19 protein-coding genes and 1 pseudogene are annotated in these 23,988 nt (G+C 71.1%); 12 read left to right on the top strand and 8 right to left on the bottom strand.

Going from position 1 to position 23,988, the window contains the following annotated elements; translation table 11 throughout:
* Nucleotides 1-29 precede the first annotated feature (29 nt).
* The 6 genes from ACFYZL_RS32145 (at nucleotide 30) to ACFYZL_RS32170 (ending at nucleotide 9,141) form a co-directional block, all read left to right on the top strand.
* Nucleotides 30-1,274: an aminotransferase class I/II-fold pyridoxal phosphate-dependent enzyme gene (locus ACFYZL_RS32145; protein ID WP_388683863.1), complete on the top strand. Its 1,245-nt coding sequence runs from the start codon at nucleotides 30-32 to the stop codon at nucleotides 1,272-1,274.
* 44 nt (nucleotides 1,275-1,318) lie between these two features.
* Nucleotides 1,319-2,419, top strand: coding sequence for a 3,5-dihydroxyphenylacetyl-CoA synthase DpgA (gene dpgA, locus ACFYZL_RS32150; protein ID WP_388683965.1), 1,101 nt, complete (start codon nucleotides 1,319-1,321; stop codon nucleotides 2,417-2,419).
* Nucleotides 2,420-2,448: 29 nt separating this feature from the next.
* Complete coding sequence (gene dpgB / locus ACFYZL_RS32155) at nucleotides 2,449-3,174, top strand: enoyl-CoA-hydratase DpgB (RefSeq protein ID WP_384749437.1); 726 nt, start codon at nucleotides 2,449-2,451, stop codon at nucleotides 3,172-3,174.
* 16 nt (nucleotides 3,175-3,190) lie between these two features.
* Complete coding sequence (dpgC, locus tag ACFYZL_RS32160; protein ID WP_388683866.1) at nucleotides 3,191-4,603, top strand: (3,5-dihydroxyphenyl)acetyl-CoA 1,2-dioxygenase DpgC; 1,413 nt, start codon at nucleotides 3,191-3,193, stop codon at nucleotides 4,601-4,603.
* Entirely contained in the window at nucleotides 4,600-5,913 is a 1,314-nt protein-coding gene (locus ACFYZL_RS32165; protein ID WP_388683868.1) for a PLP-dependent aminotransferase family protein, read from the top strand. The genes dpgC and ACFYZL_RS32165 overlap by 4 nt, the downstream gene beginning before the upstream one ends.
* A gap of 63 nt (nucleotides 5,914-5,976) precedes the next feature.
* Nucleotides 5,977-9,141, top strand: a complete 3,165-nt coding sequence (locus tag ACFYZL_RS32170; protein WP_388683871.1) for an amidohydrolase family protein — start codon at nucleotides 5,977-5,979, stop codon at nucleotides 9,139-9,141.
* Between the two features lie 20 nt (nucleotides 9,142-9,161).
* Here the strand turns inward: ACFYZL_RS32170 and ACFYZL_RS32175 are convergent.
* The 4 genes and pseudogenes from ACFYZL_RS32175 to ACFYZL_RS32190 form a co-directional block, all read right to left on the bottom strand.
* Nucleotides 9,162-9,326 (bottom strand): annotated as a pseudogene (locus ACFYZL_RS32175) (pirin family protein); the annotation flags it as partial.
* Nucleotides 9,327-9,607: 281 nt separating this feature from the next.
* Complete coding sequence (locus tag ACFYZL_RS32180) at nucleotides 9,608-10,927, bottom strand: hypothetical protein (protein ID WP_388683873.1); 1,320 nt, start codon at nucleotides 10,925-10,927, stop codon at nucleotides 9,608-9,610.
* A 690-nt stretch (nucleotides 10,928-11,617) separates the two neighbouring features.
* A complete protein-coding gene (locus tag ACFYZL_RS32185; RefSeq protein WP_388683876.1) occupies nucleotides 11,618-12,883 on the bottom strand; it encodes a hypothetical protein in 1,266 nt (421 codons plus the stop codon).
* 214 nt (nucleotides 12,884-13,097) lie between these two features.
* Nucleotides 13,098-14,006 (bottom strand): LysR family transcriptional regulator, encoded by a 909-nt coding sequence (locus tag ACFYZL_RS32190; RefSeq protein WP_388683878.1) that lies wholly within the window; start codon nucleotides 14,004-14,006, stop codon nucleotides 13,098-13,100.
* A 247-nt stretch (nucleotides 14,007-14,253) separates the two neighbouring features.
* On the opposite strand from ACFYZL_RS32190, the gene ACFYZL_RS32195 reads away from it, so the two are divergent.
* From ACFYZL_RS32195 to aspA, 5 genes are all read left to right on the top strand, one after another.
* Nucleotides 14,254-15,081 carry a gamma-glutamyl-gamma-aminobutyrate hydrolase family protein gene (locus ACFYZL_RS32195; protein ID WP_384749455.1) on the top strand — a complete coding sequence of 276 codons (828 nt, stop codon included), beginning with the start codon at nucleotides 14,254-14,256 and terminating at the stop codon, nucleotides 15,079-15,081.
* On the top strand, nucleotides 15,078-15,809 hold the full coding sequence (locus ACFYZL_RS32200; RefSeq protein ID WP_384749457.1) for a FadR/GntR family transcriptional regulator: 732 nt from the start codon (nucleotides 15,078-15,080) through the stop codon (nucleotides 15,807-15,809). Before ACFYZL_RS32195 ends, ACFYZL_RS32200 begins: the two co-directional genes overlap by 4 nt.
* A complete protein-coding gene (locus tag ACFYZL_RS32205; protein ID WP_384749460.1) occupies nucleotides 15,806-17,245 on the top strand; it encodes an amino acid permease in 1,440 nt (479 codons plus the stop codon). The genes ACFYZL_RS32200 and ACFYZL_RS32205 overlap by 4 nt, the downstream gene beginning before the upstream one ends.
* 85 nt (nucleotides 17,246-17,330) lie before the next feature.
* Nucleotides 17,331-18,353: an asparaginase gene (locus ACFYZL_RS32210; protein WP_384749463.1), complete on the top strand. Its 1,023-nt coding sequence runs from the start codon at nucleotides 17,331-17,333 to the stop codon at nucleotides 18,351-18,353.
* Nucleotides 18,354-18,416: 63 nt separating this feature from the next.
* Nucleotides 18,417-19,826, top strand: coding sequence for an aspartate ammonia-lyase (aspA, locus tag ACFYZL_RS32215; protein ID WP_388683882.1), 1,410 nt, complete (start codon nucleotides 18,417-18,419; stop codon nucleotides 19,824-19,826).
* A gap of 197 nt (nucleotides 19,827-20,023) precedes the next feature.
* On the opposite strand, the gene ACFYZL_RS32220 is transcribed toward aspA, so the two are convergent.
* From ACFYZL_RS32220 to ACFYZL_RS32230, 3 genes are all read right to left on the bottom strand, one after another.
* Nucleotides 20,024-20,500 (bottom strand): cupin domain-containing protein, encoded by a 477-nt coding sequence (locus ACFYZL_RS32220; RefSeq protein WP_388683884.1) that lies wholly within the window; start codon nucleotides 20,498-20,500, stop codon nucleotides 20,024-20,026.
* 469 nt (nucleotides 20,501-20,969) lie between these two features.
* Entirely contained in the window at nucleotides 20,970-21,329 is a 360-nt protein-coding gene (locus ACFYZL_RS32225; protein WP_384745327.1) for a nuclear transport factor 2 family protein, read from the bottom strand.
* A gap of 25 nt (nucleotides 21,330-21,354) precedes the next feature.
* A complete protein-coding gene (locus ACFYZL_RS32230; protein WP_388683887.1) occupies nucleotides 21,355-22,140 on the bottom strand; it encodes an SDR family oxidoreductase in 786 nt (261 codons plus the stop codon).
* A gap of 100 nt (nucleotides 22,141-22,240) precedes the next feature.
* Here ACFYZL_RS32230 and ACFYZL_RS32235 point away from each other — a divergent pair, with 100 nt between their 5' ends.
* Nucleotides 22,241-22,756 carry a winged helix-turn-helix transcriptional regulator gene (locus ACFYZL_RS32235; protein WP_388683889.1) on the top strand — a complete coding sequence of 172 codons (516 nt, stop codon included), beginning with the start codon at nucleotides 22,241-22,243 and terminating at the stop codon, nucleotides 22,754-22,756.
* Nucleotides 22,757-22,901: 145 nt separating this feature from the next.
* On the opposite strand, the gene ACFYZL_RS32240 is transcribed toward ACFYZL_RS32235, so the two are convergent.
* The gene (locus tag ACFYZL_RS32240; protein WP_388683891.1) at nucleotides 22,902-23,879 is read right to left on the bottom strand and encodes a hypothetical protein; all 978 of its coding nucleotides are present in this window, start codon (nucleotides 23,877-23,879) and stop codon (nucleotides 22,902-22,904) included.
* Nucleotides 23,880-23,988 lie beyond the last annotated feature (109 nt).

Below are 23,988 nucleotides of genomic sequence, written 5' to 3' on the forward strand. Positions count from 1 at the left end.
CTACACATCCGCATTCAGGAGATGTTTCGATGCCTCGTACCACAGAACCCGCCAACTGGGTCGCTGCCCGTGTCAGCAAGACGTCGGACGCATTGACCCGAGCCATCGCGGATGACCTGACCGGTCACGTCTTCACCGCGAGGGAAGGCAAGGAGGTGACTCTGAGCGGCGGCGACCGCGCCGTGGAGTTCATCTCCTGCTCCTACCTCGGACTGGACACCCACCCCGCCCTGGTGGAGGCCGCGGCCGCCACCGTGCGTCAGGTCGGCGTCCAGTTCTCCTCCTCCCGGACCCGCATGCGGTTCGAGGACCTGGAAACCCTGGAGGACATGCTCGGCACCGTCTACGGCGGCCGTCACGTCACCTGCTTCACCTCCGTGGGCAGCGTCCACCTCGGGGTGCTGCCCCTGCTGGGCACCGGCGTCCTGCCCAGCTACCCCGTCTCCGGGGACGGCGTCGCCTTCTTCGTGGAGCGCACCGCGCACGCCTCGATCCAGGTACTGCGCGGAGTGCTCGAACAGATAGGCACCGTGGCCCGGTTCGACTTCGAGGACCCGGACGGCCTCGCCGAGGCCATGGCCGGGGCGCGCGCCGCCGGACGCACGCCGATCGTGCTCGTGGACGGAGTCGGCTCCATGGGCGGTCTGATCGACGTCCGCCGGCTGTCCGAACTGTGCGCGGCCGTCGAGGGATACCTCTACGTGGACGACGCCCACGGTGTGTCGATCACCGGCCCGCGCGGCGCCGGTTTCGCCTACGAGGAGTTCGGCGGCGCCGACGGCGACCTGCCGGAGTCCGTCATCGTGGTCGGCTCCCTCGCGAAGGCCTTCGGTGCCGGCAACGGCGGCTTCGTCGTGCTGAACACCGAGGAGGACACGGTCAAGCTGCGCAAGTTCGGCAATCCGCTGATCTTCGGTGGCCCGATCGCCCTGCCCGTGATCAGCGCCTGCCGGGCCTCCGCCGAGCTCCACCTGGACGGCACCGTGGCGCGGCTCCAGGAAGACCTGTGGCGCAACACGGAACACTTCGACTCCCTCACCGGCAACGCCCTGTTCAACGCCGGTACCCGGTCCCCGATCCGCGGCGCGCTCTTCGCCGCGGAGGAGGACGCGCTCGACGCCGCCGCGCGGCTGCGCAAGGCCGGAGTCATCGTCACCCCGGCGTTCTTCCCGACGGTGGCGAAGGGCAGCGGCCTGATCCGGATGGCCGTCTCCGCGGCCCACACCACCGAGCAGATCGAGCTCGCCACCAGCGAACTGGGGAACGTGGCATGACGATGTCCGCCATGGGGGGCCTGTCCGTCACCGGACAGGAGCGGATGACAACGGCGAACTCCGGCCCGAGGCCGGCGATCGTCGGATTCGGCACCGCCACGCCCGCCAACTCCTACAGCCAGCGCGAGATGCTGGACCTCTTCCACATCGAGGACCCCAAGGTCCGGTCGGTCTTCCTCAACAGCGCCATCGAACGCCGTTACCTCACCCTGCCGCCCGAGCTCGCCGACGGAACGCGTGCGATGGAGACGCAGGGCGAACTCCTCGCCAAGCACAAGGCGCACGGGATACGCATCGGCGCGCAGGCGCTGGAGACCGCGCTCAAGCGGGCCGGTCTCGCACTGTCCGACATCGGCTACCTCTGCTGCGTCTCCACCACCGGCCTGCTGACGCCCGGCTTCTCGGCCCTGCTGATCAAGGAACTTGGACTGCCCACCTCCACCAGCCGGCTCGACGTCGTCGGCATGGGCTGCAACGCCGGGCTCAACGCGCTCAACGCCGTGGCGGGCTGGTCGACGGCCAACCCGGGCCGGCTCGCCGTCATGGTGTGCGCGGAGGTCTGCTCGGCCGCCTACGTCTTCGACGGGACCATGCGCACCGCGGTCGTGAACAGCCTCTTCGGCGACGGCGCCGCCGCCGTCGCGATGGTCACCGGCCTGCCGCGGGAGGGTTCCGCCGAGGACGACCGGGACGACCCCCTGCCGACCGGCACCGTGCTGAAGTTCGCCAGCCGCATCATTCCCGACGCGGTGGACGCCATGCGGTACGACTGGGACGACGAGCAGGGCAAGTTCAGCTTCTACCTCGACCGCGACGTCCCGTACGTCGTCGGCGCGCACGCCGAGGGCGTCATCGACCGCCTCCTCGACGGCACCGGCCTGCGGCGCGGCGACATAGACCACTGGCTCGTGCACTCCGGCGGCAAGAAGGTCGTCGACTCGGTGAAGGTCAACCTCGGCCTGACGCCGCACGCGGTGCGCCACACCACCGGCGTGCTCCGCGACTACGGAAACCTCTCCAGCGGCTCCTTCCTCTTCTCCTACGAGCGGCTGATGGAGGAAGGACGAGTGAGCCGGGGCGACTACGGCGTGCTGATGACGATGGGGCCCGGCTCCACGATCGAGACGGCGCTCGTCCAGTGGTGACAACCAATCCGACCGAAGGAAGTACGACTGTGCCCACCACTCCCCTCACCCCGAGCCTCACCGACGAGGCAGCAGCCGTCCTGACGGTCGGCGGGAACGAGCGGCTCACGCCCGAACTCGTCTCCCGTGTCGCTGCCGCGGTCGCACAGGCCGAGAGCGCCGACGGCGGAGTCGTCCTGCTGCTCCTGGGCGGCGACGCCGCGCCGACCGCGCAGGACCCGGCCGACTTCCCGTCCTCCGGCACCGGCATCCACCTCGTCAACACCTGGGAGCGCGTCCTGCGACGGCTGGAGAACACCGGCCGCCCCACCCTCGCCGTGGTCGAGGGCGACTGCACGGGTCCCGCGCTCGAAGCGCTCCTCATCGCCGACTACCGGCTCGCCGCCCCCGACGCGCGGCTGCGGCTCGCGGGTGCCGAGGACGGGGCATGGCCGGGAACGGCCGTGCACCGGCTGGCCAACCAGATCGGTACGGCCCGGGCACGCCGCCTGCTCCTGCTGCGCCCCTGGCTGAGCGCTGCCGAGGCCGCGGCCGGCGAGCTGGTGGACGAGACCGCCGGGAGCACGCAGGAGATCCGGGAGCGCGCCGCCGCCCTCGCGGGCGTACTGGCCGCGCTGCCCGGCCAGGAGTGGTCGATCCGGCGCAGGCTGCTGTTCGACTCCGGCCTCAGCTACGAAGAGGCGCTCGGCGCCCACCTCGCCGCTTGCGACCGAAGCCTGCGACGGCAGCAGCCGATGCCGTCCACCCGTCCGTGACCATCAGAGGAATCCCGTGCTGACCATCGGATCCCCCCGTCCCACTCCCTCCCCCGGTCCGCTGCCGGACGGAGCGTTCGCCGAGGCCGCCGCGGCCCTCGCGGCCGACGTCCGTGAACGCGAGGCCCCGCTGGCCGCACTGCCGCCCCGGACCCGCCGCTCGGCCGAGCAGCAGGAACAGGCCGCCCGGATCCACGAGGCGTGCCGGTCCCGGCGGGCGGGCTTCCTGCGCGCTCACGCGCAGGACGTGTACGACCACCTGACCGCGGGACGGACCCTGCGGCTCGGCCTCGCGGAGCTCGCGGCGGCAGCGGCGCAGGCCTTTCCCGGCCTCGTACCCACCGTCGAGCAGCTCGCGGAGGAACTGCGCCACGTCCAGGAGGACAAGGAAGGCCGGGAGATCGACCAGGGGATCTTCTTCCGGGAGATCCTGAGGCTGCCCGGAGCCGGGGGGCACCTGGTGGACGTCCTGCGCGACCCCACCCCCGAGGCGCTGGCGTTGCTGGACGGCTTCCGTTCGACGGGGCGCGTCGACCTCGGCAAGGTCACGCTGGAGCGCCGTGACGCGGGCGGGCACGTCACGTTCCACAACGAGTCCTGCCTCAACGCCGAGGACAACGAACTGATCGCCCAGCTGGAGGTCGCCGTCGACCTCGTACTGCTGGACGACGGGATCAAGGTCGGCGTCCTGCGCGGTGCGCCGATGACGCATCCCCGCTACCAGGGGCGCCGGGTGTTCAGCGCCGGCATCAACCTCTCCGACCTGCACCGCGGCAGGATCTCCTTCGTCGGATTCCTGCTCCAGCGCGAACTGGGCTACATCAGCAAGATGCTCCGCGGCCTGTCGACCCGCGGGCGGGGGGACGCGTACCCGGCGCACGGCATCGAGAAGCCGTGGGCCGCCGCGGTGGACGGCTTCGCCATCGGCGGCGGGACCCAACTCCTTCTGGTCATGGACAAGGTGATCGCCGCCGCGGACTCCTACCTCAGCCTTCCGGCCGCCCAGGAAGGCATCGTCCCCGGCGCCGCGAACTTCCGCCTCAGCCGTTCCGGTGCCCGGGTCGCCCGCCAGATCGTCCTGGGCGGGCGCAAGATCTGGGCCGGCGACCCGCAATCGGGACTGCTGATCGACGAGGTCGTGGACCCGAAGGCGATGGACCGCGCCGTGGAGGACGCGGTGGAACAGCTGGCCGCGCCCGCGGTGCTGGCCAACCGGCGGATGCTGCACCTCTCCGAGGAACCGGTGGACGCGTTCCGCGCCTACATGGCCGAGTTCTCGCTGGCCCAGGCCCTGCGGCTGTACGGGGACGACGTGCTGGACAAGGTCGGCAAGTTCTCGGCCAGGTCCGCCGCCGTGGCGAACGAGGCCGCGGACGTACCGGCAGACGCACGGGCACAGGCACTGACAGAGGCAGAGGCAGAGGCATGAGACCAGTGACCGGGAAGGTGCTGGAACGCGAGTCCCTGCACTCCTCCCTCGATTCGCCCGTCATGGGGTCGATCAACTTCCTCAACGAGGTGATGGGCCGCTTCCCGGACGCCATCTCGTTCGCGCCCGGCGCCCCGCACACCGCCTTCTTCGACGAGATCGACATTCCGCGGCACCTCGCCCGGTACCGGCGCCACCTCGAAGAGGAGCGCGGACTGACCTCCGCGCAGGTGGACCGGCTGCTCTACCAGTACGGCCCCAGCCGCGGCCTGATCAACGGGCTGGTGGCGCAGGCCCTGAGGGCCGACCAAGGCATCGACGTCCCCGAGGATTCGGTCGTCGTCACGGTGGGCTGCCAGGAGGCGATCCTGCTGGTCCTGCGGGCCCTCTTCACCTCCCCCCGGGACCTGCTGGCCGTGGTCAACCCCTGCTTCGTCGGACTCTCCGGGGCGGCGAACCTCCTGGGCATCGACACGGTCCCGGTGGACGACACCGAAGAGGGCCTGGACTTCGCGCAGCTGGACGAGGTGTGCCGACGGGCACGCGAGAGCGGCTCCCGGATCCGGGCCATGTACGTAGCGCCGGACTTCTCCAACCCGTCGGGCAGTCGCCTTGGTCTGGAAGCACGGCACCGGCTCCTCGCGACGGCCGAGCGGGAGGACTTCCTGCTGCTGGAGGACAACGCGTACGCCTTCACCACCACGGACGAGTCATCCCTGCCCCCGCTGAAGGCGCTGCCCGGTGGCGAGCGGGTCGTGCACCTGGGCACCTTCGCCAAGACGTGCATGCCCGGCGCCCGGGTCGGCTACGTCGTCGCCGACCAGCCGGTGCGGCGGGCCTCGGGCGGGACCGGCCTGCTCGCCGACGAACTCGCCACCGTCAAAAGCATGGTGACGGTCAACACCTCGCCGATCTCCCAGGCCGTCATCGGCGGCATCCTGCTGGAGCACCGGGGGTCGGTGGCCGAGGCCGCCCGCGCCAAGGGCGAGCTCTACCAGAGGAATCTGCGGGTGCTGCTGGACGCCCTCGACCGCCACCTCGGGGCGGGCACCGGCACCCCGGCCGGAGTGTCCTGGAACCGGCCCAGCGGAGGGTTCTTCGTGCGCCTGCGGCTCACCGTGCCGGCCGACGAGCCGCTGCTCCAGCGCTCGGCCCAGGAGTTCGGTGTGCTGTGGACACCCATGTCCCACTTCTACATCGGGTCCGGCGGCGACCACCAGCTCAGGCTCGCCTGCAGCTATCTCGACCCGGAGCAGATCGAGGAGGGCGTCCGCCGCCTGGCTCGTTTCCTGCGCGCCGTCTGCCCCTGAGCCCCTGAGCCCCTGAGCCCCTGAGCAAGCCCAGTTCACCGAACAGATCCGATGGGAATTCCGATGGACCAAGGCCACACCGACGCGAAGAACGTACGAGTCCAGGGGGTGCGGAGCCCGGCGGGACCCAGTCGGCGCCGGATCCTGATAGGGGGCGGCGTGCTGGCCGCCGGTGCGCTGACCGGCGCGGGGCAGGCGGTGGCCGACGACCTGACGCCGGAGAGCGGCGAGGACGCCTCGGCCGACAGGAAGCTCACGGTTTCGGAAGGGACCAACATCGCGGCAGCCCTCTCCCCGGACCGGGCCACGCTCGCCGTCGACGTGCTGAGCGCGATCTGGGTACTCCCGTCGGCCGGGGGGACCGCCCTGCGGCTCACCGACGAGCTCCAGGACGCGACGCAGCCGCACTGGTCGCCGGACGGCAGCGTGATCGTCTTCCAGTCCTTTCGCGACGGCGCGTACCAGCTGTGGACGGTCGGTCGCGACGGTCAGGGGCTCAGGCAGCTGACGAAGGGCGACTACGACAACCGCGAGCCGCAGTTCTCCCCCGACGGCAAGCGGATCGCCTTCTCCTCCGACCAGTCGGGCAGCAACGACCTGTGGCTGCTGGACGTGGCCACCGGAGTGCAGACCCGCGTCACGTCCGGGGACTCCGAGGAGGGCACTCCCGCCTGGTCCTCCGACGGCAGGCGCATCGTGTGCACCGTCGACGACTCCGCCATCGACGTCGTGGACGTCGCCACCGGCGAACGCACCCGCCTGGTCGGCCCCACCCCGGGCGCCAAGCTCTTCGGCCCCGCGCTGAGCCCGGACGGCACCCGCGTCAGCTACGTCCGCGTCCTCGGCACGCGCGCCGACGTCATGGTGGACGACCAGGTCGTCGCCTCGGGCGAGGACGTCCACGCCCTGCGCACCTCCTGGGTGTCGGCCGGCGAACTGCTGTACACGGCGGCCGGCGGGATCCGGCGCCTGCGCCTGAACGACGTCCCGCAGAAGGTGCCGTTCACGGCCACGGTCTCCATCGCGCGCCCGAGCTGGCGGCGGACGGTCCGGGACTTCACCGCCCCGGGGGCGCAGCCCGTCAAGGGCATCGCCGGACCCGTGGTCTCACCCGACGGCCGGCAGGTCGCGTTCCGCGCCCTCAACGCCCTGTGGGTGATGCGGATCGGTCAGGCTCCCACCCGGATCACCGACGACGGATACTTCGACTCCGACCCGGACTGGTCCCCGGACAGCTCCTCGCTCGTCTACGCGAGCGACCGCTCGGGAACCGCCGCGCTGTGGCGCCAGGACGTGAAGGGAGGGGCTCCCGTCCGGCTGACCAACCTCAGCGGCGCGCAGCTGACCCCCCGCTGGTCCCCCGACGGCACGAAGATCGCCTACCAGGACGAGAACGGCGGAACGTGGGTCCTGGAGCTCGGCTCCGGGGCGGTCCGCCAGGTACTGCCGGCCGTCTTCCAGCCCGGGCGCCCCTCGTGGGCGCCGGACGGCAAGCGGATCGTGCTCGCCGCCAACAAGCCGTACTCCAAGCGGAACCGGGCCGGCCTCAGCGAGATCCTGTCGGTCGACCTGGAGACGGGCACCACCCGCTCGGAGCCGGTGGCCGCGCACCGGTCGATCGCCACCCGCGGGGACGACGGTCCCGTGTGGACGCCGGACGGCAAGTACTTCGTCTGCGTCATGGAGAGCACGGCATGGCGGGTTCCGGTGGACGCCACCGGACGGATCACCGGCGGGCCCGAGCGGATCACCACCGAAGTCACCGACTCCGTGTCCGTGGACGGCTCCGGCACGCTCTTCTACCTCTCCAACGGCAGGCTGCGGAAGGTGGCGGTCAGCGGGGGGACACCGCAGTCCGTGCCCCTCGACCTCTCCTTCCGCCGGCCCGTCGCCGCCGGCACCACGGTCTTCCGGGCGGGTGCCCTGTGGGACGGCCGAAGCAGCAGCCTGCGCCGGCAGGTGGACGTCGTGGTCAAGGCGGGCCGTGTGGCCGAGATCCTCCCGGCGGGGCAGGGCCGCGGCGACAAGGTCGTGGACGCGTCGGGCCTGACCCTCATGCCCGGCCTGATCGACGCGCATCTGCACTGGCACATACGCGGCAGGCAGTGGGGCGACCGCACGGGACGCCTGCTGCTCTCGTACGGAATCACCACCGTCGTCTCCCCGGGAGATCCCGCCTATCAGATGGTGGAGACCCGGGAGGCCCTGGAGTCCGGCGCGAAGGCCGGGCCTCGGTTCTTCGGGACGGGCGACGCCCTCGACGGGGCCCGCGTCTTCTGGAACTTCGCCCGCCCGGTGGTCAGCGCCCCCCAGCTCCAGCTGGAGATGGAGCGGGCCCGTGCCCTGTCGTACGACCTCATCAAGACCTACATCCGGCTGCCCGCCCCGCTGGAGGCCGCGGCGACGAAGCAGGCCCACCTCAGGGGCATGCCGGTGACCTCGCACTACGCCTATCCGCAGGCGACGTACGGCATGGACTCCATGGAGCACACCGGCGGCGGCAACCGCGTCGGCTACTCCCAGACGCAGACCCGGCTGGGCCGGGCGTACGAGGACGCCATCGGCGTCCTGACCACCGCCGGGATGCCCGTCACCTCCACGCTCATGAACTCCTCGGTGCTCCTCGCCGACGACCGCTCGCTGGTCGACGACGAGCGCACCAAGTGCTTCTACCCGGCGTGGGACTACGGCGCGCTGGTGGCGAAGGCCGATGCGGCGGGCGGCCCGACAGCGGAGCTGAACCGGGCGCTCCTCGCCGGTGGCGTCGACATGTTGCTGCGGGTCCAGCGCGGCGGCGGAACCGTGGTCGCCGGCTCGGACTCCCCCCTCGACGACCCGGCGATCTCCCTGCACCAGAACCTCCGGGCGATGGTCCGGGGCGGCTTCACCCCGTACGAGGCCCTGCGCACCGCGACCGCGAATCCCGCCCAGCGGATGGGGCTGGGCACGCAGCTGGGCACGGTATCGGTCGGAGCGCTCGCCGACTTCGTGTGCGTCGAGGGCGACCCCCTCAGCGACATCAACGCGGCGGCCAGGGTGCGCAGCGTGGTGGTGGGCGGCGTCGCCCGCACCGTCGCCGCCCTGATGGAGCCCTTCACGTCCACGGCGGCCGGTGCCGCGGCCGCCGCGCCCACCAACCGCACCGCCCGGTCCCTGGTCTCCGCGGAGGCCCAGGACACCCACGGCTGGCACGACCCGCGGCCGAACGCGACGGGCTGCCTCTGCTGAGGCGCGCGCGGGCAGCACGTGCGGACACGTCCCGGACGGAGGGCGATCTCACCCCAGCGCGGGAGCGGCGGTGCGGGGATCGGGGGGCCGTCGTAGCCCTTCACCTCGCCGTAGCGGGTGCCCTCCGTCCAGTCCTTGCGGAACTGGACGATCTCCTCGTTGCTCCGCCCGATCCAGTTCCAGAACCATTGGATCGCTCCACGTTTCCGCAGGTCAGAGCGTTAAGCGTCCCTCAAAGTCAGCAAAAGTCAGCATCAGGGCACCACGGCCACGGGCCTGACCAGGAGTTGCTCGGCATCTCGCCCGACGTGGTTACGAACCCCCACAATTACCCGAGGTAGTCGATTCGGTCTCTCAGCCTCCGTCTCCGGACCAGTCACGGATCAAGCTCCCGCCTGAACAGCGGCAGACTGCAACCCTCTGACAGGAGTGTTGGCTGTCCGCGCAGCACACAGGCCTCCGTCCTTCAGCCGGTGGGCAGGCTTTCAGTCGTCGGGCGGCGGCGGACGCCGTCCGCGGTGAGCTGTACGAGTTCGCGGCGGACGGTGTCGTGGTGGGTGGGGTGGAAGCCGGGGACGGAACCGATGCGTGCGCCGGAGGTGGGGTCCCAGATCTCCAGGCCGGGTCCGCCTGCCGAGTACAGCAGGCCGTCGGCGGCGAAGAACCGGCCTTCCGGGCCTCCGAACGTCGCCGTCTCGTCGGGCCCCGAGCCGTGGACGCCGAGGTCGACCATGCGGGTGACGTCGAAGACGCGGGCGCCGGGGACCACTGCCTCGTCGTCGTCTCCGAGCCCGCCGAGGACGATCCGCGCCTCGTCCAGCCAGACCATGGGCCGGTTCCAGTGGTACTCGCAAGGAGGCAGCCGCCGGAATTCGACGGCGGGCTGCTCGCCGTGCCAGGCGGACTCCCCGTCGGCGAACCACCGGGCGAGGTCCCAGGTGACGGGCTGGCCCAGCGGGTGCCACAGCCAGGTGTCCGAAGCCAGGCGGGTGCCGCCCGGGCTGAGGTGGAGCGCGCCGTGGAAGCTGTGCGCCCAGGCGGCCTCCTTCTCGGACTCCGGCATCAGGAGGACGGGCTCGCCGGTCGCCGGGTCCGTGCCCGCGATCCGGTTCCACCGGGTGCGGTGCAGGACGACGTCGCGGCCGGCGTGCTCGGTGAACAGGAGGGAGTAGGGGACGGTCTCGCTGTGGTACCCGTCGTTCTCCAGGACCGCGGTGACCGCTCCGGCGGTCAGGTCGATCACCTCGCCGGTGCGGCCGAAGTCGACGGCGACGGCGGCGAACCGGCCGTTGCGGGAGGCGTGCAGCCGCAGGGCCTTGTCGTGCCCCTTCCACGGCTCCGCATCGGCCGGCACGCTGACGCAGGTGGTGGCCAGGTGCGTGCAGGAGCCCGCCTCGGCGTCCCACAGCAGGATCCGCCCGTCGGCCGCGAGCAGCAGCAGTCCCCGCTCGGTTGGAGCGAGGTCCAGCACCGTACCCGTGTCCGCGGGGAACGGGACCAGGGGTCCGGCGCCCGGGACGGGGCGGGAGGCGTCGATGGTCTCAGGGCGCCCGACGGAGTCGACCACGCTCCCGTACGAGGTGTCCGAACAGTCCTCACAGATGCGGCCGGTGGTGACCGGCTGGCCGTGTTGGGCTTCTTCGCGGCACAGGGCGCATATCCGCTGATGCTCGAGGCCGTGCCCGGTGTAGTGGATGGAGAAGTCGACCTCGTCGGTCGCGGTCCGGATGTGCTCGCAGACCGGGAGGCCGTAGGCGGGGGCGTCGTGGCCGCAGGCGAGTGCCATGGTGGTGTCTCCTCGAAGTGGTGTTCCGGGCCGGTGGCCGCAGGGTCGGCCACCGGTCGTCCCATTCCATCCGACGGAATACTCGATTCCGGCCCGGTGCAGCATGCGGCGGCCTGATCGAACGCCTTCCCGCGTCCGTTCGGGCAGAGTCGGGCGCAGACGGGAACCACATGTTCGGACGGGGCAGTTCCCGTCGCGACAGGCCGACGCCAAGCGGATGCCAAGCCGATGCCAGGCGTTCCAGGGCAGGGTGGGAGAGACCGCGGCGGCGGCTGTGGTGGTTCGCAGCTGCCCGCAGGCCTCGGCCGCCGGGGCCCTGGCGGGCGTGGGACGAGCTGGAGGCGGGAAGCCGGCGCTGGCGGACGTTCCACGAGGCCATCCGGACCGCGCCGGGCATGTGCGCCAGGCCCTGAGGGGCGGGCAGCATCCGTTCGCCGTCGCACTCGGGTGCGTGGCCTACGGTGTGCTGGAACTCGGCGTCCCCTCCCCGCCCGACGACCGCTTGGACCAAATCCGGACCAGCTCACACCCAAGAGCCTTGCGCAGCGCCGTTTTCCCAGGTCAGCATGAGTGCGACTGCTGTACCACCAGGAGACCAAAGGGGCCTGGTCCTGCTGGCGGCCGTCGGCTTCGACCCCTACGACAAGCGCAAGGCCGCAGCCTGACGCTCTGGCAATGGCCGCGCGTGCTTCACGGTCCGGGGGTCATGGTGGTCTGTTCGTCGGTGAGGCGGGCCCTCCAGTCACTGACGTATGCGTCGGGTATGGAGGCCAGGCGGGCGATCTCCGCGTCCCCGCGTCCGTCGGACCAGGCCAGGATCCGCGTCACGGTGCGGTTACGTGCGGCTCGAAAGTCCTTGAGCATGATTTCGAGGCGTTCGACTTCCTCGCCCTCGTGGACAAGTTGCCGGTCGACGGCGGCGCGTTCCGCGCCGCGCAGCTGCCGGAGATGGGCGGTCAGGCCCGTCAGGGCCAGCCCGTGTTTGTGCGCGGCGTTCTGAAACGTTTCGGCCAGGGACACCAGCACGCAGTCGGGGACGTCGGCGAGGGTGGCTCCGAGGGGCTTGGCCGCCTCCCAGGCGTCCCGCCCGGCCCCCGTCGTCTCCAGCCAGACGCGGGCGTCTGTCGGAGTACGGTCGCCGCAGGCCCGTGCCCGGTAGGCGTACAGGGCGGCGCGGTGGCCGTAGAAGGTGAAGCCGTCCTCTATCTGCTGGTCGGCGTCGCGACAGATCCGGCCCGGTACGCCGCCGTAGCCGTTCTGGGGGCTGTAGTCGGCGTAGGTGTCGAGTTCCGCGTCCGTGGCCAGGTCCCAGGAGGGATCGCACAGCCCGGGGTTGGCGGCCAGGAAGGCGCCGACCTCAACACGCCAGGCCGGGACCGGTGTGGTACGCGGCCTGGGCCAGAGGAGTTCCCCGGAGTGGTCGAAGGCGGGCGTCGCGGCCTGTTCGATGTCGTCCCATGCGGTGGCCGCCTCGGCCGACCACTCCAGCTCGCCGTCGGGCCCGATCCGATGGATCGAGTCCACGAGCCGCTGCACGGCCGGCAAGACGCGCACCGCGAGCGCGTGCAGTTCCTCGGCGTCGAAGAAGCGCCATGTACAGCCGCGCTGTTCGTCGTGGCTCAGGTGGCCGAGCAGCTGCACCATGATGCCGGGGTCGGGGACGTTCCCGTCGCCGAGTGCCCTGCGGGGGATGCCGGGGAGCCGGCTGCCAGAGGACTCCCGCGGGGCCCGCCAGTCGGTGTCGCCGAACCAGACGGCGCCGTCGCGGGCGTCCACCGCCAACCACTGTTGGTAGCGGACTCCCGGGCCGTAACGCTGATCCTGCTGCTCGGCGTTCTCGTCGTGCCATACGTACTCGGCCGGGGGCGGGTCCAGCTCGGCGGCCATGAAGCCGTCCTCGGGGCGGTAGCCGGTGAGGACGCGCGCCGTTCCCGGCGCGCTGTCGGCTGCGGTCATGAGGGGTTTCCTCTCGCTGGAACGTCAACCGCGGCAAACGTAGTGCGCCCGTCACACAATAGTTTAACTTTCAGCCACAGTGTCCGGTAGTCGGACACGATGGGAAGTGCGGCGTGCCGGTGAGGTCTACGCGCGTGCGACGGCCGCCAAGTTGGCCGCTTTTCGCGTTCCCCCACGATCCGTTCACCCGCTTGACCCCGGGACACCGCGGGCCTTACGCGAGCGCGGCCAACGCCTGGGCGGCGAGCATCTCTTCCAGGTCCAGGACGGCTCGCGGGGCGTGCCGGGTGTCGATGCGGACGGCGTAGATGAAGCGCGTCAGCTGTGGCTCGGCCAAGGGGCGGGCCACCACCTGGGTGTGGGTGGGGGGCAGGGCGAGTCGCGGCATGACGGCCACGCACAGGCCCGCGGCCACGAACCCCAGCACGGTGTTGAAGTCGTCCCCCTCGTATTGCAGGTGGGCCTGGAAGCCGGGCGTGTTGGCCATCTGCGAGAGCAGTTCCAGGCGCAGCGCGGCCTCCGGAGCGGCGATCCACGTCTCGGAGGCGAGGCTGGCCAGGTCGATGACCTCCCGGTCGGCCAGGGGGTGGCGCGCCGGCACGACGGCCACCACCGGATCCCGTGCGACCAGCGTCCGGCGCAGCATCCGCGGCGGCGGGACGGGGATGAAGTCGTAGTCGTAGCTGAGCGCCAGGTCCATGTCCCCCCGCTTGAGCCGGTTGTAGCCGGCTTCGGGCTCCAGCTGGCTGAGGCTGACCTGCACGTGGGGGTAGGCCGCGTGGAGTCTGGCCAGCGCCTGCGGAACGATGCCGGTGGCGGCTGAGGCGAAGGCGCCGAGCCGGATCCGTCCGGCCGTACCGGCGCGCATGGCGCCGAGTTCGACCGACGCCGCCGCCAGCGCGCTGCGGACGCCCTGCTCCGCGCCGAGGAGGACTTCGCCCGCCGGTGTGACGCGGACGGGTCGCCGCTCCAGCACCCTGAGGCCGGCGCGGCGTTCGAGTTCGGCGATCTGCTGGGAGACGGCGGGCGCGCTGTAGCCGAGTTCGCGTGCGGCGGCGCTGAAGGAGCCGTGCCGCACGACGGCTTCGAGGGTGGCGAGCAGGCGGGGGTCGAGTCCGTGCACGGAGTTAAGGCTCACTTATCTGTCGCGAAGATCTGTTTTCTTGTGATTGGAGTTGAACGCCAGCAGGATTCTTGCTTGCGGCCAGGAAAACGCAAGCCTGCGCTCCCGGACCGCCAACTCCCCTCCCTCGCCGTCCCGGTGGCCTGCGTCCGCACCGCCTCGCCACCCACCGCCGCCTGCCGTGGCGGTGGCGGCCGGCTGACTCCGGCTGTCAACGGTCACCCCTCATGCCCCGAAAGGAAGTGGTATGGCCCAGCCACCGCTCATCGGACTCACCACCTACCTCGCCCAAGCCCAGTGGGGTGAGTGGGACCTGCCGGCCGCAGTGCTGCCCGCGGCCTACGCGGACTGCGTCCGGGCGGCCGGCGGCCGCGCCGTACTGCTGCCGCCGGACGCGCCGGAGGCCGCGGCCGACGTCGTCGAGCGTCTGGACGCGATCCTCCTGGCGGGAGGCGAGGATCTGGATCCCGCCCTGTACGGAGCCGTGCCCCATCCGCGTACCGGGCCGCCGGTGCGCGAGCGCGACGCATGGGAGCGGGCCGTGCTGACCGCCGGCCTCGCCCGCGACATACCCGTGCTCGGGGTGTGCCGGGGGATGCAGCTGCTGAACGTACACGAGGGCGGCACCCTGATCCAGCACCTGCCCGACCGGGTGGGCCACGACGGCCACAACCCCTACCGGGGCCACTTCTGCTCCCACGCCGTGACCACCTCACCCGGGACGCGGGTCGGGGCCCTGCTGCCGGGGACGCACCAGGTCGCCACGCACCATCATCAGGCGGTGGACCGCCTCGGCGCGGGACTGGTCGTCGCCGCCCGTGCGGCGGACGGCACCGTCGAGGCCATAGAGAGCACCCGGCACCGCTTCGCGGTGGGTGTGCAGTGGCACCCGGAGATGGGCGCCGCCGCGCCGGTCGTGCGGGCCCTGGTGGCTGCCGCGGGCTCCGCCGGAGGTACCGCTCCCGCCCGGGGCTGCCGGACGGAACGCGCGCACGGTGCGAAGCGTGCCGGGCCGGACTCTCCCGGCACGGGTGCCTTGACACCTCGGGGCGGACCCCCCAGGATCACAGCGTGAACCTGTCAGACAGCCAGACAGGTGGCCCCCTTCCACGACGCGTCAGCGCCATGGAAGCGGTCTTCGGCCACCTGCGCAGCGCCATCGAGCGCGGTGAGTACGCCGTAGGCGACAAGCTCCCCTCCGAAGCCGAGTTGTGCCGCACCCTGGAGGTCAGCCGGCCCGTACTGCGGGAGGCCCTGCGGGCCCTGCAGGCCATGGGGTTGACCGTCTCCAAGAGCGGCAAGGGCACCTTCGTCGTGGCGAACACGGTCGAGGACCCCACCTTCGGCGACTACGCCGCCAGCGACCTGCTGGAAGTGCGCCGCCACGTCGAGATCCCGGTCGCCGGGTACGCCGCACTGCGCCGCACCCCCGAGGACCTGGACCACCTGAGCCATCTGCTGGACCGGATGGAGCAGGAGACCGACACCACCGCGTGGGTGGCGATGGACACCGTCTTCCACCTGGCGGTGGCCGAGGCCTCCCGCAACCCCGTCTTCCGCCGTGTCATCGAGGAGATCCGCGACGCACTGGCGCGTCAGTCGACCTTCCTCAACGAACTGGGCGGCCGGCGCGAGCAGTCCAACTGCGAGCACCGGGCGATCCTCGAGGCGCTGGCCGACGGCAGCGAGCACGACGCGGTGGAGGCCATGTCCCACCACCTGCTGCGGGTCGAGACGACCCTCACCGACATCGTGCGCCCCCAGCGCACGACCGCCCCTACGGAAGGCAGAGCCGAGGCGTGAGCGAGCAGTTCCTCAAAGACGAGAAGCGCCCCACGACCCGTCACGTCGACGCCGGGGACACCGGCTACAGCAAGTCCTTGAAACCCCGCCACGTCAACATGATCGCCATCGGGGGTGCGATCGGCACCGGGCTCTTCCTCGGCGCGGGCGGACGCCTCGCCGACGCCGGGCCCTCCCTGTTCGTCGCCTACGCCGTCTGCGGGGTCTTCGCGTTCCTCGTCGTGCGCGCGCTCGGCGAACTCGTCCTGTACCGGCCGTCCTCCGGCGCCTTCGTCTCCTACGCCCGGGAGTTCCTCGGGGAGAAGGGCGCGTACACGGCGGGCTGGATGTACTTCCTCAACTGGGCGACCACCGGCATAGCCGACATCACCGCTGTCGCCACGTACACCCACTACTGGCACCTGTTCTCCGATGTCCCCCAGTGGGTGATCGCCCTCATTGCGCTGGCCGTGGTCCTCAGCGTGAACCTCATCTCGGTGCGGATCTTCGGCGAACTGGAGTTCTGGTTCGCCATCGTCAAGGTTGGGGCCCTGGTCGTCTTCATGGGGATCGCGATCTTCCTCCTGGCGACCCGGCACCCCGTCGACGGCGCCGTCCCCGGTCCCGCCCTGATCACCGGCAACGGTGGGATCTTCCCCAACGGCCTGCTCCCCATGCTGCTGATCATCCAGGGCGTCGTCTTCGCCTACGCCTCCGTCGAGCTGGTCGGCGTCACGGCCGGTGAGACCGAGAACCCCGAAAAGATCATGCCGAAGGCGATCAACTCGATCATGTGGCGCGTGGGCCTGTTCTACGTCGGCTCGGTCGTCCTTCTGTCGATGCTGATGCCCTGGAGCAGCTACAGCTCCGGCCAGAGCCCCTTCGTGACCGTGCTCTCCCACATCGGCGTCCCGGCGGCCGCCGACGTGATGAACCTGGTCGTGCTCACCGCGGCCATGTCCTCGCTCAACTCCGGTCTCTACTCCACCGGCCGCATCCTGCGCTCGATGGCCGTCAACGGCTCCGCCCCGCGGTTCACCGCACGGCTCAGCCGCACCCAGGTCCCCTACGGCGGCATCCTCCTCACCAGCGGCATGTGCGTCCTGGGCGTCGGGCTCAACTTCGTGGTCCCCGCGGACGCGTTCGAGATCGTCCTCAACCTCGCCGCCATCGGCATCCTCGCCACCTGGGGCATGATCATGGTCTGCCACCTCCTCTTCTGGCGGAAGACCCGCAACGGCGAACTCACCCGCCCCTCCTACCGCCTGCCAGGCTCCCCCTGGACCGAACTCGTGACACTGGCCTTCCTCGCCTCCGTCCTGGTCCTCATGTACGCCGACGGAGGAGCGGGGCGCACCACCGTGCTGTGCGTACCGCTGATCGCCGCGGCGCTGGTCGCCGGCTGGTACGCGGTCCGCGGCCGCGTGGCGCGCGCCGCCGCCCGGAGCGACGGCTGAGCCGGACGCCCGCCCGTCCGCCTGCTGACCGGGGTGGCGGTCGCCACCCCCGGTCAGCAGCGACCCACCACAGAACGAGGCAGTGATGCGCAGCAGTTTCCTCGCGGACGCGCCCGCGATCCGCGAGCCCCGGCACGCCCCCGTCGCCCACGTCGTGCGGGGCGGCATGATCGAGGGGGTCCACTACGGTTCCGTCGCCGTCCTCGACGGCGAGGGCGAGGTCCGGACGAGCATCGGGGACATCGAGGCCGCCTGCTATCCGCGCTCTGCGCTCAAGCCGGTCCAGGCCGTCGCCATGGTGCGGGCCGGCCTGCCGCTCGACGGAGCCCTGCTCGCCCTCGCGATGGGCAGTCACTCCGGCGAGGAGCGCCACCTCGCGGGTGTCCGGCGGATCCTGGAGCTGGCCGGTCTCACCGAGGCCGACCTGCGCAACGTCCCCGACCTGCCCTACGACCCGGCCGTCCGGGACGCCTGGGTGCGCGAGGGCCGCGGGCCGTCCCGCCTCGCCCAGAACTGTTCCGGCAAGCACGCGGCGATGCTGTACCTGTGCAAGCTGTCCGGGTGGCCCCTGGAGAGCTATCTCGACGCGGACCACCCGCTCCAGCGGGCGATTGCCGAGGTCGTCGAGGAGCTCACCGGCCGGCACATCGCGAACGTCACCGTCGACGGCTGCGGATCGCCGCTGTTCGCGGTGTCCCTGCACGGCCTGGCCCGCGCCGCCGCCCGCATCGCCACGGCCGCCCCGGACACCTTCGAGCACCGCGTGGCGAACGCACTGCGCCTCCACCCGGAGATGGCCTCCGGTACCGGGAGGGACACCGCCGCACTGATGCGCGCGGTGCCCGGGCTGCTGGCCAAGGACGGCTTCGAGGGCGTCCAGCTGGCCGCGCTGCCCGACGGCCGGGCCGTCGCCGTGAAGGTCGCCGACGGGGCCGACCGAGCGCGTATCGCGGTGACGGCCGCCGCCCTCGCCTGTGCGGGAGTCGAGCCCCGCCTGCTGGCCGGGTTCGCGGGCGAGCCGGTGACCGGCGGCGGCCGGCCCGTCGGCCGCATCCGCCCGGTGGCGGCCCTGAACCCGCCCCGCCCCCCTGCCACCGTGACCCCCTGACTCCCGTTTTCTCCCTTTCCACCGCCTTGATCCGCCCACCTCAGGAAGAGGACCCGCACACTCATGACCGCCTCCAGCCGCAGTGAACACGACCTGCTCGGAGACCGCGACGTCCCTGCCGACGCCTACTGGGGCGTCCACACCCTGCGCGCCACCGAGAACTTCCCCATCACCGGCACGCCGATCTCCACCTACCCGCACCTGATCGACGCCCTCGCCGCCGTCAAGGAGTCCGCAGCCCTCGCCAACACCGAACTCGGCTTGCTGGACCCCGCGAAAGCGGCCGTCATCGTCGCCGCCTGCCAGGAGATCCGCGGCGGCGAGCTCCACGACCAGTTCGTCGTCGACGTCATCCAGGGCGGCGCCGGCACCTCGACCAACATGAACGCCAACGAGGTCATCGCCAACCGCGCGCTGGAGCTGCTGGGCCACTCCAGGGGGGAGTACGGACACCTGCACCCCAACGAGGACGTCAACCTCGGCCAGTCCACCAACGACGTCTACCCGACCGCCGTGCGGATCGCGACCGTCTTCGCGGTGCGCGGTCTCCTCGACGCCATGGCCGTCCTGCAGAACGCCTTCGCCCGCAAGGCCGCCGAGTTCCACGATGTCCTGAAGATGGGCCGCACCCAGCTCCAGGACGCCGTGCCGATGACGCTCGGACAGGAGTTCTCCGCCTTCGCCGTCATGCTGGACGAGGACCGCAGCCGACTCGCGGAGGCCCTCGGACTGATCCACGAGATCAACCTCGGCGCCACCGCCATCGGCACCGGTCTCAACGCCCCCGCCGGATACGCCGAGGCCGCCCGCCGCCACCTCGCCGACATCACCGGCCTGCCCCTGGTCACCGCTCCCGACCTGGTCGAAGCCACCCAGGACTGCGGCGCCTTCGTCCAGATGTCCGGCGTCCTCAAGCGCGTCGCCGTCAAGCTGTCCAAGACCTGCAACGACCTGCGCCTGCTGTCCTCCGGGCCCCGCGCCGGACTCGGCGAGATCAACCTGCCCCCGGTCCAGGCCGGTTCCAGCATCATGCCGGGAAAGGTCAACCCGGTGATCCCCGAGGTCGTCAACCAGGTCGCCTTCGAGGTCATCGGCAACGACATCACCATCACCATGGCCGCCGAAGCCGGACAGCTCCAGCTCAACGCCTTCGAGCCGGTCATCCTGCACTCGCTGTCCAAGTCCGTCACCCACCTGCGCGCGGCCTGCCTCACCCTCGCGGAACGCTGCGTGAGCGGCATCACCGCCAACACCGAGATGCTGCGCGCCACCGTCGAGAACTCCATCGGCCTGGTGACCGCCCTGAACCCGCACATCGGATACACCGCCGCCACCGACATCGCCAAGGAAGCCCTCGCCACCGGCCGGGGTGTGGCCGAGCTGGTCCTGGAACGGGGGCTGCTGCCGGCCGAGCGGCTCGCCTCCCTGCTGCACCCCGAGGTGCTCGCGGGAACCGGCCCGGCCCGGCCCTGACCGGGACCGGGCTTGCGGTGTCGTCGCGGGAGGACTGCGCGGCAACCGGCGCCACGCGCGGTGCATACCGCGAGGACCGACCGGACCCGGTCAGCGGGTCGTGTGCCGGAAGCCGATCCGGGTCCGGCATCCGCTCCATAGCGGAGCCCAGGTCAGCGACCTGGTGCTCGTCTGTTCTCCTGGGTCCCCACTGGTGGTCAGGCGTGCTTGTCCGCGGGGTGGTGGGTGGGCTGGACCGACCAGGTCGGGGGTTCGTCGTTGCCCGACTCTTCGTCGCTTTCCGCGTCGGCGAAGGTTGCGTGGATCTTGCCCGGGGCGTGGTGGACCGGGGCGTAGACGGCGTAGAGCTGGATGGGCTCGTCCCCGGTGTTGGTGACGTTGTGCCACGTGCCGGCGGGTACGAAGACCGCCCAGCCGTCCTCGACCTCCTGATCGAAGTCGAGGCGGTCCTTCGCGCTGCCCATCTGAACGCGGCCGCGACCCGCGTCGAGCCGGAGGAACTGGTCGGTCTCCGGGTGCGCCTCCAGGCCGATGTCCTCGCCCACCGGGATCGACATGAGGGTCAGTTGGAGGTACTTCCCGGACCAGGCGACCGAGCGGTAGTTGGTGTTCTCCAGCGTCGCCTGCTCGAGGTCGAAACTCTGAGGTTCGGGCCCGATGTCCTTGATGGTCATGCTTCTCTCCCGGTCGACGGAGGTGGTATGCGTTCCGGCACAGGTTTTGCGCCGGGCCAACCCTTCCAGACCGACCGGGGTGTTTTGGCCCGACGCCAGTGCCACCCGAGCCGGGCTGTCACGGGCCCCGGGCACACGCGGCAGCTCGGCGTCGAAGTGGAGCGGGAGCCTGTCGACGTCGATGACTTCGATGTCAGAGCCAAGTGAGACCGTCTGCCCGGGAGCTCGCCGAGATCACGTCGGACACCGAGGCGTCGATCGAGTATCTCCAGGCGGCTGACCTCCACGAGCGAACCGCCCGTCGTGAACGGGCTCCAGACCAGTCATGAGGTCTACGGCTATGTCCAGTCCGGCGGGCAGCACCGCGGGCTGGCCCGGCGGTCGGGCGGATACTGGGTACGGCTGGGAGGGGCGGGGGCGCCCCTGGGTGAGCGGGGCTTGTCGCGCAGGCGGCAACAGGTGAGCGGACTCAAGGCTCGATGACAAGGCGTTCGATGAGGTTGCCACGGAGTGCGAACTGGTAGCGCAGATCGATGGTGCCGCCGGGGAAGTTGCCTTCGAGGTGGTGGGTGGCGATGTAGTGGGCCGCGTCGGTCTGCTGAGCGTTCGCGAGGTGGATGGTGTAGGTGAATTCGGTGGCGGATCGGCCGAGCCACCCCTCGATCGCCTTGGTGCCCTCGTAGGTGTTGCCGTCGTCGATCACCGTGGCTTCGCGGGTGAACGCCGCGATTGCGGTTGCGGTGTCGTGGGCGCGGTGCGCTGTGAGGTAGCGGGTGATCACCTCGGGCAGGGTGTCCGGGGTGATGGTTCGGGGCTGGTTGTCGTGCATGACGTTCCTCGGTGTGGTGGCGGGTTCAGACGGTGGGGGTGGTGCCGCCGTCGATGACGTGTTCGGCGCCGACGATGGCCGAGGCGCGGTCGGAGACGAGGAAGGCGACGAGCTCGGCGACCTCCTCGGGCCGGTTGGGGCGGCCGAGAGGGATGCCGCCCAGGGAGTCCATGAGCCGGCCCAGCGCGGCTTCCTGGGTGATGTCTGCCTCCTGTGCGATCCGGGCGATGAGGTTGTCGGCGGCGGAGGTCTGCACGAAGCCGGGCGAGACGGTGTTGACGCGGACGCCGTGCGGGGCGACCTCGTTCGCCAGGCCCTTGCTGTAGGTGGTCAGGGCGGCCTTGGCTGCGGCGTAGGCCAGAGTTCCGTTCCACAGCGGCATGCGGCGCTGGATCGAGGTGACGTGCACGACTGCGCCCTTGCCCGTGGCGATCATGTGCGGCAGGAGCGCGCGGTCCAGACGAACGGCGGCCAGCAGGTTCGTGTTCAGCTCCCTCGCCCAGTCGTCCTCTCCGAGCGCCGCGAACCCGCCGGCCGGTGCCTCGGACCCGCCGAGGGTGTTGACCAGGATGTCGACGCCTCCCACGCGGGCCCCCACCTCGGCGGCTACGTCTGCGGCGCCCTGGGCGGTGGACAGGTCGGCGGTGACGAACGTCTTCTCCTCCACGTCGTCGGGGCGGCTGCGGGCGGTGACCAGTACGGTCGCGCCGGCCTGGGCGAGACGCCGGGCAATGGCGGCTCCAGTGCCCTTGGTGCCTCCGGTGACCAGAGCGCGCCGGCCTTCGAGAGATTCGCCGATGGATGCGGTCACGCTGCGCTCCGTTCCCGGGTGCGGGGCGCAGAGGGCGCCCCATCCCTTGCTACTGCTAAAATGGAAGTCACTAACTTCGACTTTAGCAGTAACTGAGGGGATGGTCGCCTTGGCAAGCCGGATCAGGCTGGAGGACCGGGAATGCCCGCTTTCCACGACGGTGGAACACGTCGGCGAGTGGTGGACGCTGCTGATCCTCCACGACGCCTTCGACGGCTACACCCGCTTCGACCAGTTCCAGGAGAGCCTGGGCATCTCCTCCAGCATGCTCACCACCCGGCTTAAAACCCTCGTCGCGGACGGACTACTGGAGCGCCGGCCCTACCAGACCAACCCGGTGCGCCACGAGTACGTCCTCACCGAACTCGGACACTCCCTGCGACCGGTGATCGTCGCCCTGGCCGCGTGGGGAAACTCCCGCCTCACACCGGCCGAACGCAGCATGATCCTCGTCAACGCGCACAGCGGCGAGGAAGTCGAGCCCGTCGTCGTCGACGCCAAGACCGGCTGCCGGCTCGACGACAGCGACACCTACGTCTTCACCGCAGGCCCCGCAGCCAGCGACGCCATGCGCCACCGTTACGCGACGCGGCCGGCCACACCCTCGGAGGCGTAGCGATGCCGCGGCCAAGCACCGAACGTTTCCAAGAACCGCGATCAGCGCCTCGGCCGATGTGGCGTCGGCTGCGGGGACCGTCGCACCGGCCGCAACGCCGGGTGGCGAGTGCCATGAATCCTGATGGACCCTCAGGACATTGGGGCTAGCCGTTCAGGTGGGCCAGGAGGAGGTTGGGGTCCTTGGCCGTGACGTACGCGGCGCTCAGGACGTAGGCGGTGTCGCCGCGCAGGGCGATGGAGGTGGGGTTCTGCAGGCCGTCGGCGGCGGTCAGGACGGTGGAGTGGGTGCCGTCGGGCTGGACGAGGGCGACCTCGCCGGGGCCGTTGAGGGCGGCCAGGATCTGGTCGCCGTGGCCGGTGAAGGCGAAGTCGTCGATCCCGGCCAGGCCGGTGGCCCGGGTCTGGACCTGGCCGGTGCGACCGTCGCGCTGGACGGGTATGCGGAGGACGACGCCCCGGTCGAGGTTGGTGACCCACAGGGCCCCGCCCCGGATCTTCAGCCCGTTGGCGCCGAGGAATCCGTTGGAGGCCAGCTCGGGGGCGGCGGACCAGGTGCGGGGGGTGCCGCCGGTGGTGGGCACACTGGAGATGGTGCCGAGGACGGAGTCGGTGACGTAGAGGGTGCGGGTGCGCGGGTCCAGGGCCAGGCCGTTGGGCAGTCCGGCCGCGGGCAGCGCGGCGATGCGCTGCGGTGTGCCGCCGGGGCGCAGGCGCCACAGGCCGGTCAGTTCGGAGGTGCCGGTGGCGTACAGGAAGTACAGGGTGCCGTCGTGTGCACGGACGATGCCGGTGGTCAGGGCGAAGCCCAGGACCGGGGTGTGGACGCCGCCGTCGGCGGGTGCGGGCAGGGTGGCCAGGATCCGGGTGGATCCCCCGGGGGCGATGCGGGCGACCTGGCGAGCGGCGGCGAAGGTGACGTACGCGCTGCCGTCGGGAGCCAGCGCGATGTTCTCCGGCGTCTGGTGCCGGGCCAGGTCGAAGTGCGTGGCGACGCGTGCGCAGCTCAGCGGGGCGGAGAGGGCTGACGCGACGCCGGGGGTGGCCGCGAGGACCGCTGCCGCGGTCAGTACGACGGCTGCTGCCGTGGCGGACTTGGACCACGTGTACGTGTTCTTGAACATGGTTCCTTCACTGTTTTCGGGCATGCGGCAGCGGTACGCCGACGCGCGGGGGTTGGGGATGGCTTCAGGGAGGGGCGGCCGGTGGCCGCTCGTACCGGGGCGAGTGGAG

The organism is Streptomyces sp. NPDC001717 (assembly GCF_042892775.1).
In the GTDB taxonomy this organism is placed as follows: Bacteria; Actinomycetota; Actinomycetes; order Streptomycetales; family Streptomycetaceae; genus Streptomyces.

What these genes read in the sequence shown, in the direction of transcription:
- dpgA (WP_388683965.1), top strand. Translation starts at nt 1,319, where the DNA reads ATGACAACGGCGAACTCCGGCCCGAGGCCGGCGATCGTCGGATTCGGC.
- ACFYZL_RS32210 (WP_384749463.1), top strand. Translation starts at nt 17,331, where the DNA reads ATGCGCAGCAGTTTCCTCGCGGACGCGCCCGCGATCCGCGAGCCCCGG.
- ACFYZL_RS32235 (WP_388683889.1), top strand. Translation starts at nt 22,241, where the DNA reads ATGGTCGCCTTGGCAAGCCGGATCAGGCTGGAGGACCGGGAATGCCCG.
- ACFYZL_RS32180 (WP_388683873.1), bottom strand. Translation starts at nt 10,927, where the DNA reads ATGGCACTCGCCTGCGGCCACGACGCCCCCGCCTACGGCCTCCCGGTC.
- ACFYZL_RS32220 (WP_388683884.1), bottom strand. Translation starts at nt 20,500, where the DNA reads ATGACCATCAAGGACATCGGGCCCGAACCTCAGAGTTTCGACCTCGAG.
- ACFYZL_RS32195 (WP_384749455.1), top strand. Translation starts at nt 14,254, where the DNA reads ATGGCCCAGCCACCGCTCATCGGACTCACCACCTACCTCGCCCAAGCC.
- ACFYZL_RS32145 (WP_388683863.1), top strand. Translation starts at nt 30, where the DNA reads ATGCCTCGTACCACAGAACCCGCCAACTGGGTCGCTGCCCGTGTCAGC.
- ACFYZL_RS32240 (WP_388683891.1), bottom strand. Translation starts at nt 23,879, where the DNA reads ATGTTCAAGAACACGTACACGTGGTCCAAGTCCGCCACGGCAGCAGCC.
- aspA (WP_388683882.1), top strand. Translation starts at nt 18,417, where the DNA reads ATGACCGCCTCCAGCCGCAGTGAACACGACCTGCTCGGAGACCGCGAC.
- ACFYZL_RS32225 (WP_384745327.1), bottom strand. Translation starts at nt 21,329, where the DNA reads ATGCACGACAACCAGCCCCGAACCATCACCCCGGACACCCTGCCCGAG.
- ACFYZL_RS32185 (WP_388683876.1), bottom strand. Translation starts at nt 12,883, where the DNA reads ATGACCGCAGCCGACAGCGCGCCGGGAACGGCGCGCGTCCTCACCGGC.
- ACFYZL_RS32165 (WP_388683868.1), top strand. Translation starts at nt 4,600, where the DNA reads ATGAGACCAGTGACCGGGAAGGTGCTGGAACGCGAGTCCCTGCACTCC.
- ACFYZL_RS32170 (WP_388683871.1), top strand. Translation starts at nt 5,977, where the DNA reads ATGGACCAAGGCCACACCGACGCGAAGAACGTACGAGTCCAGGGGGTG.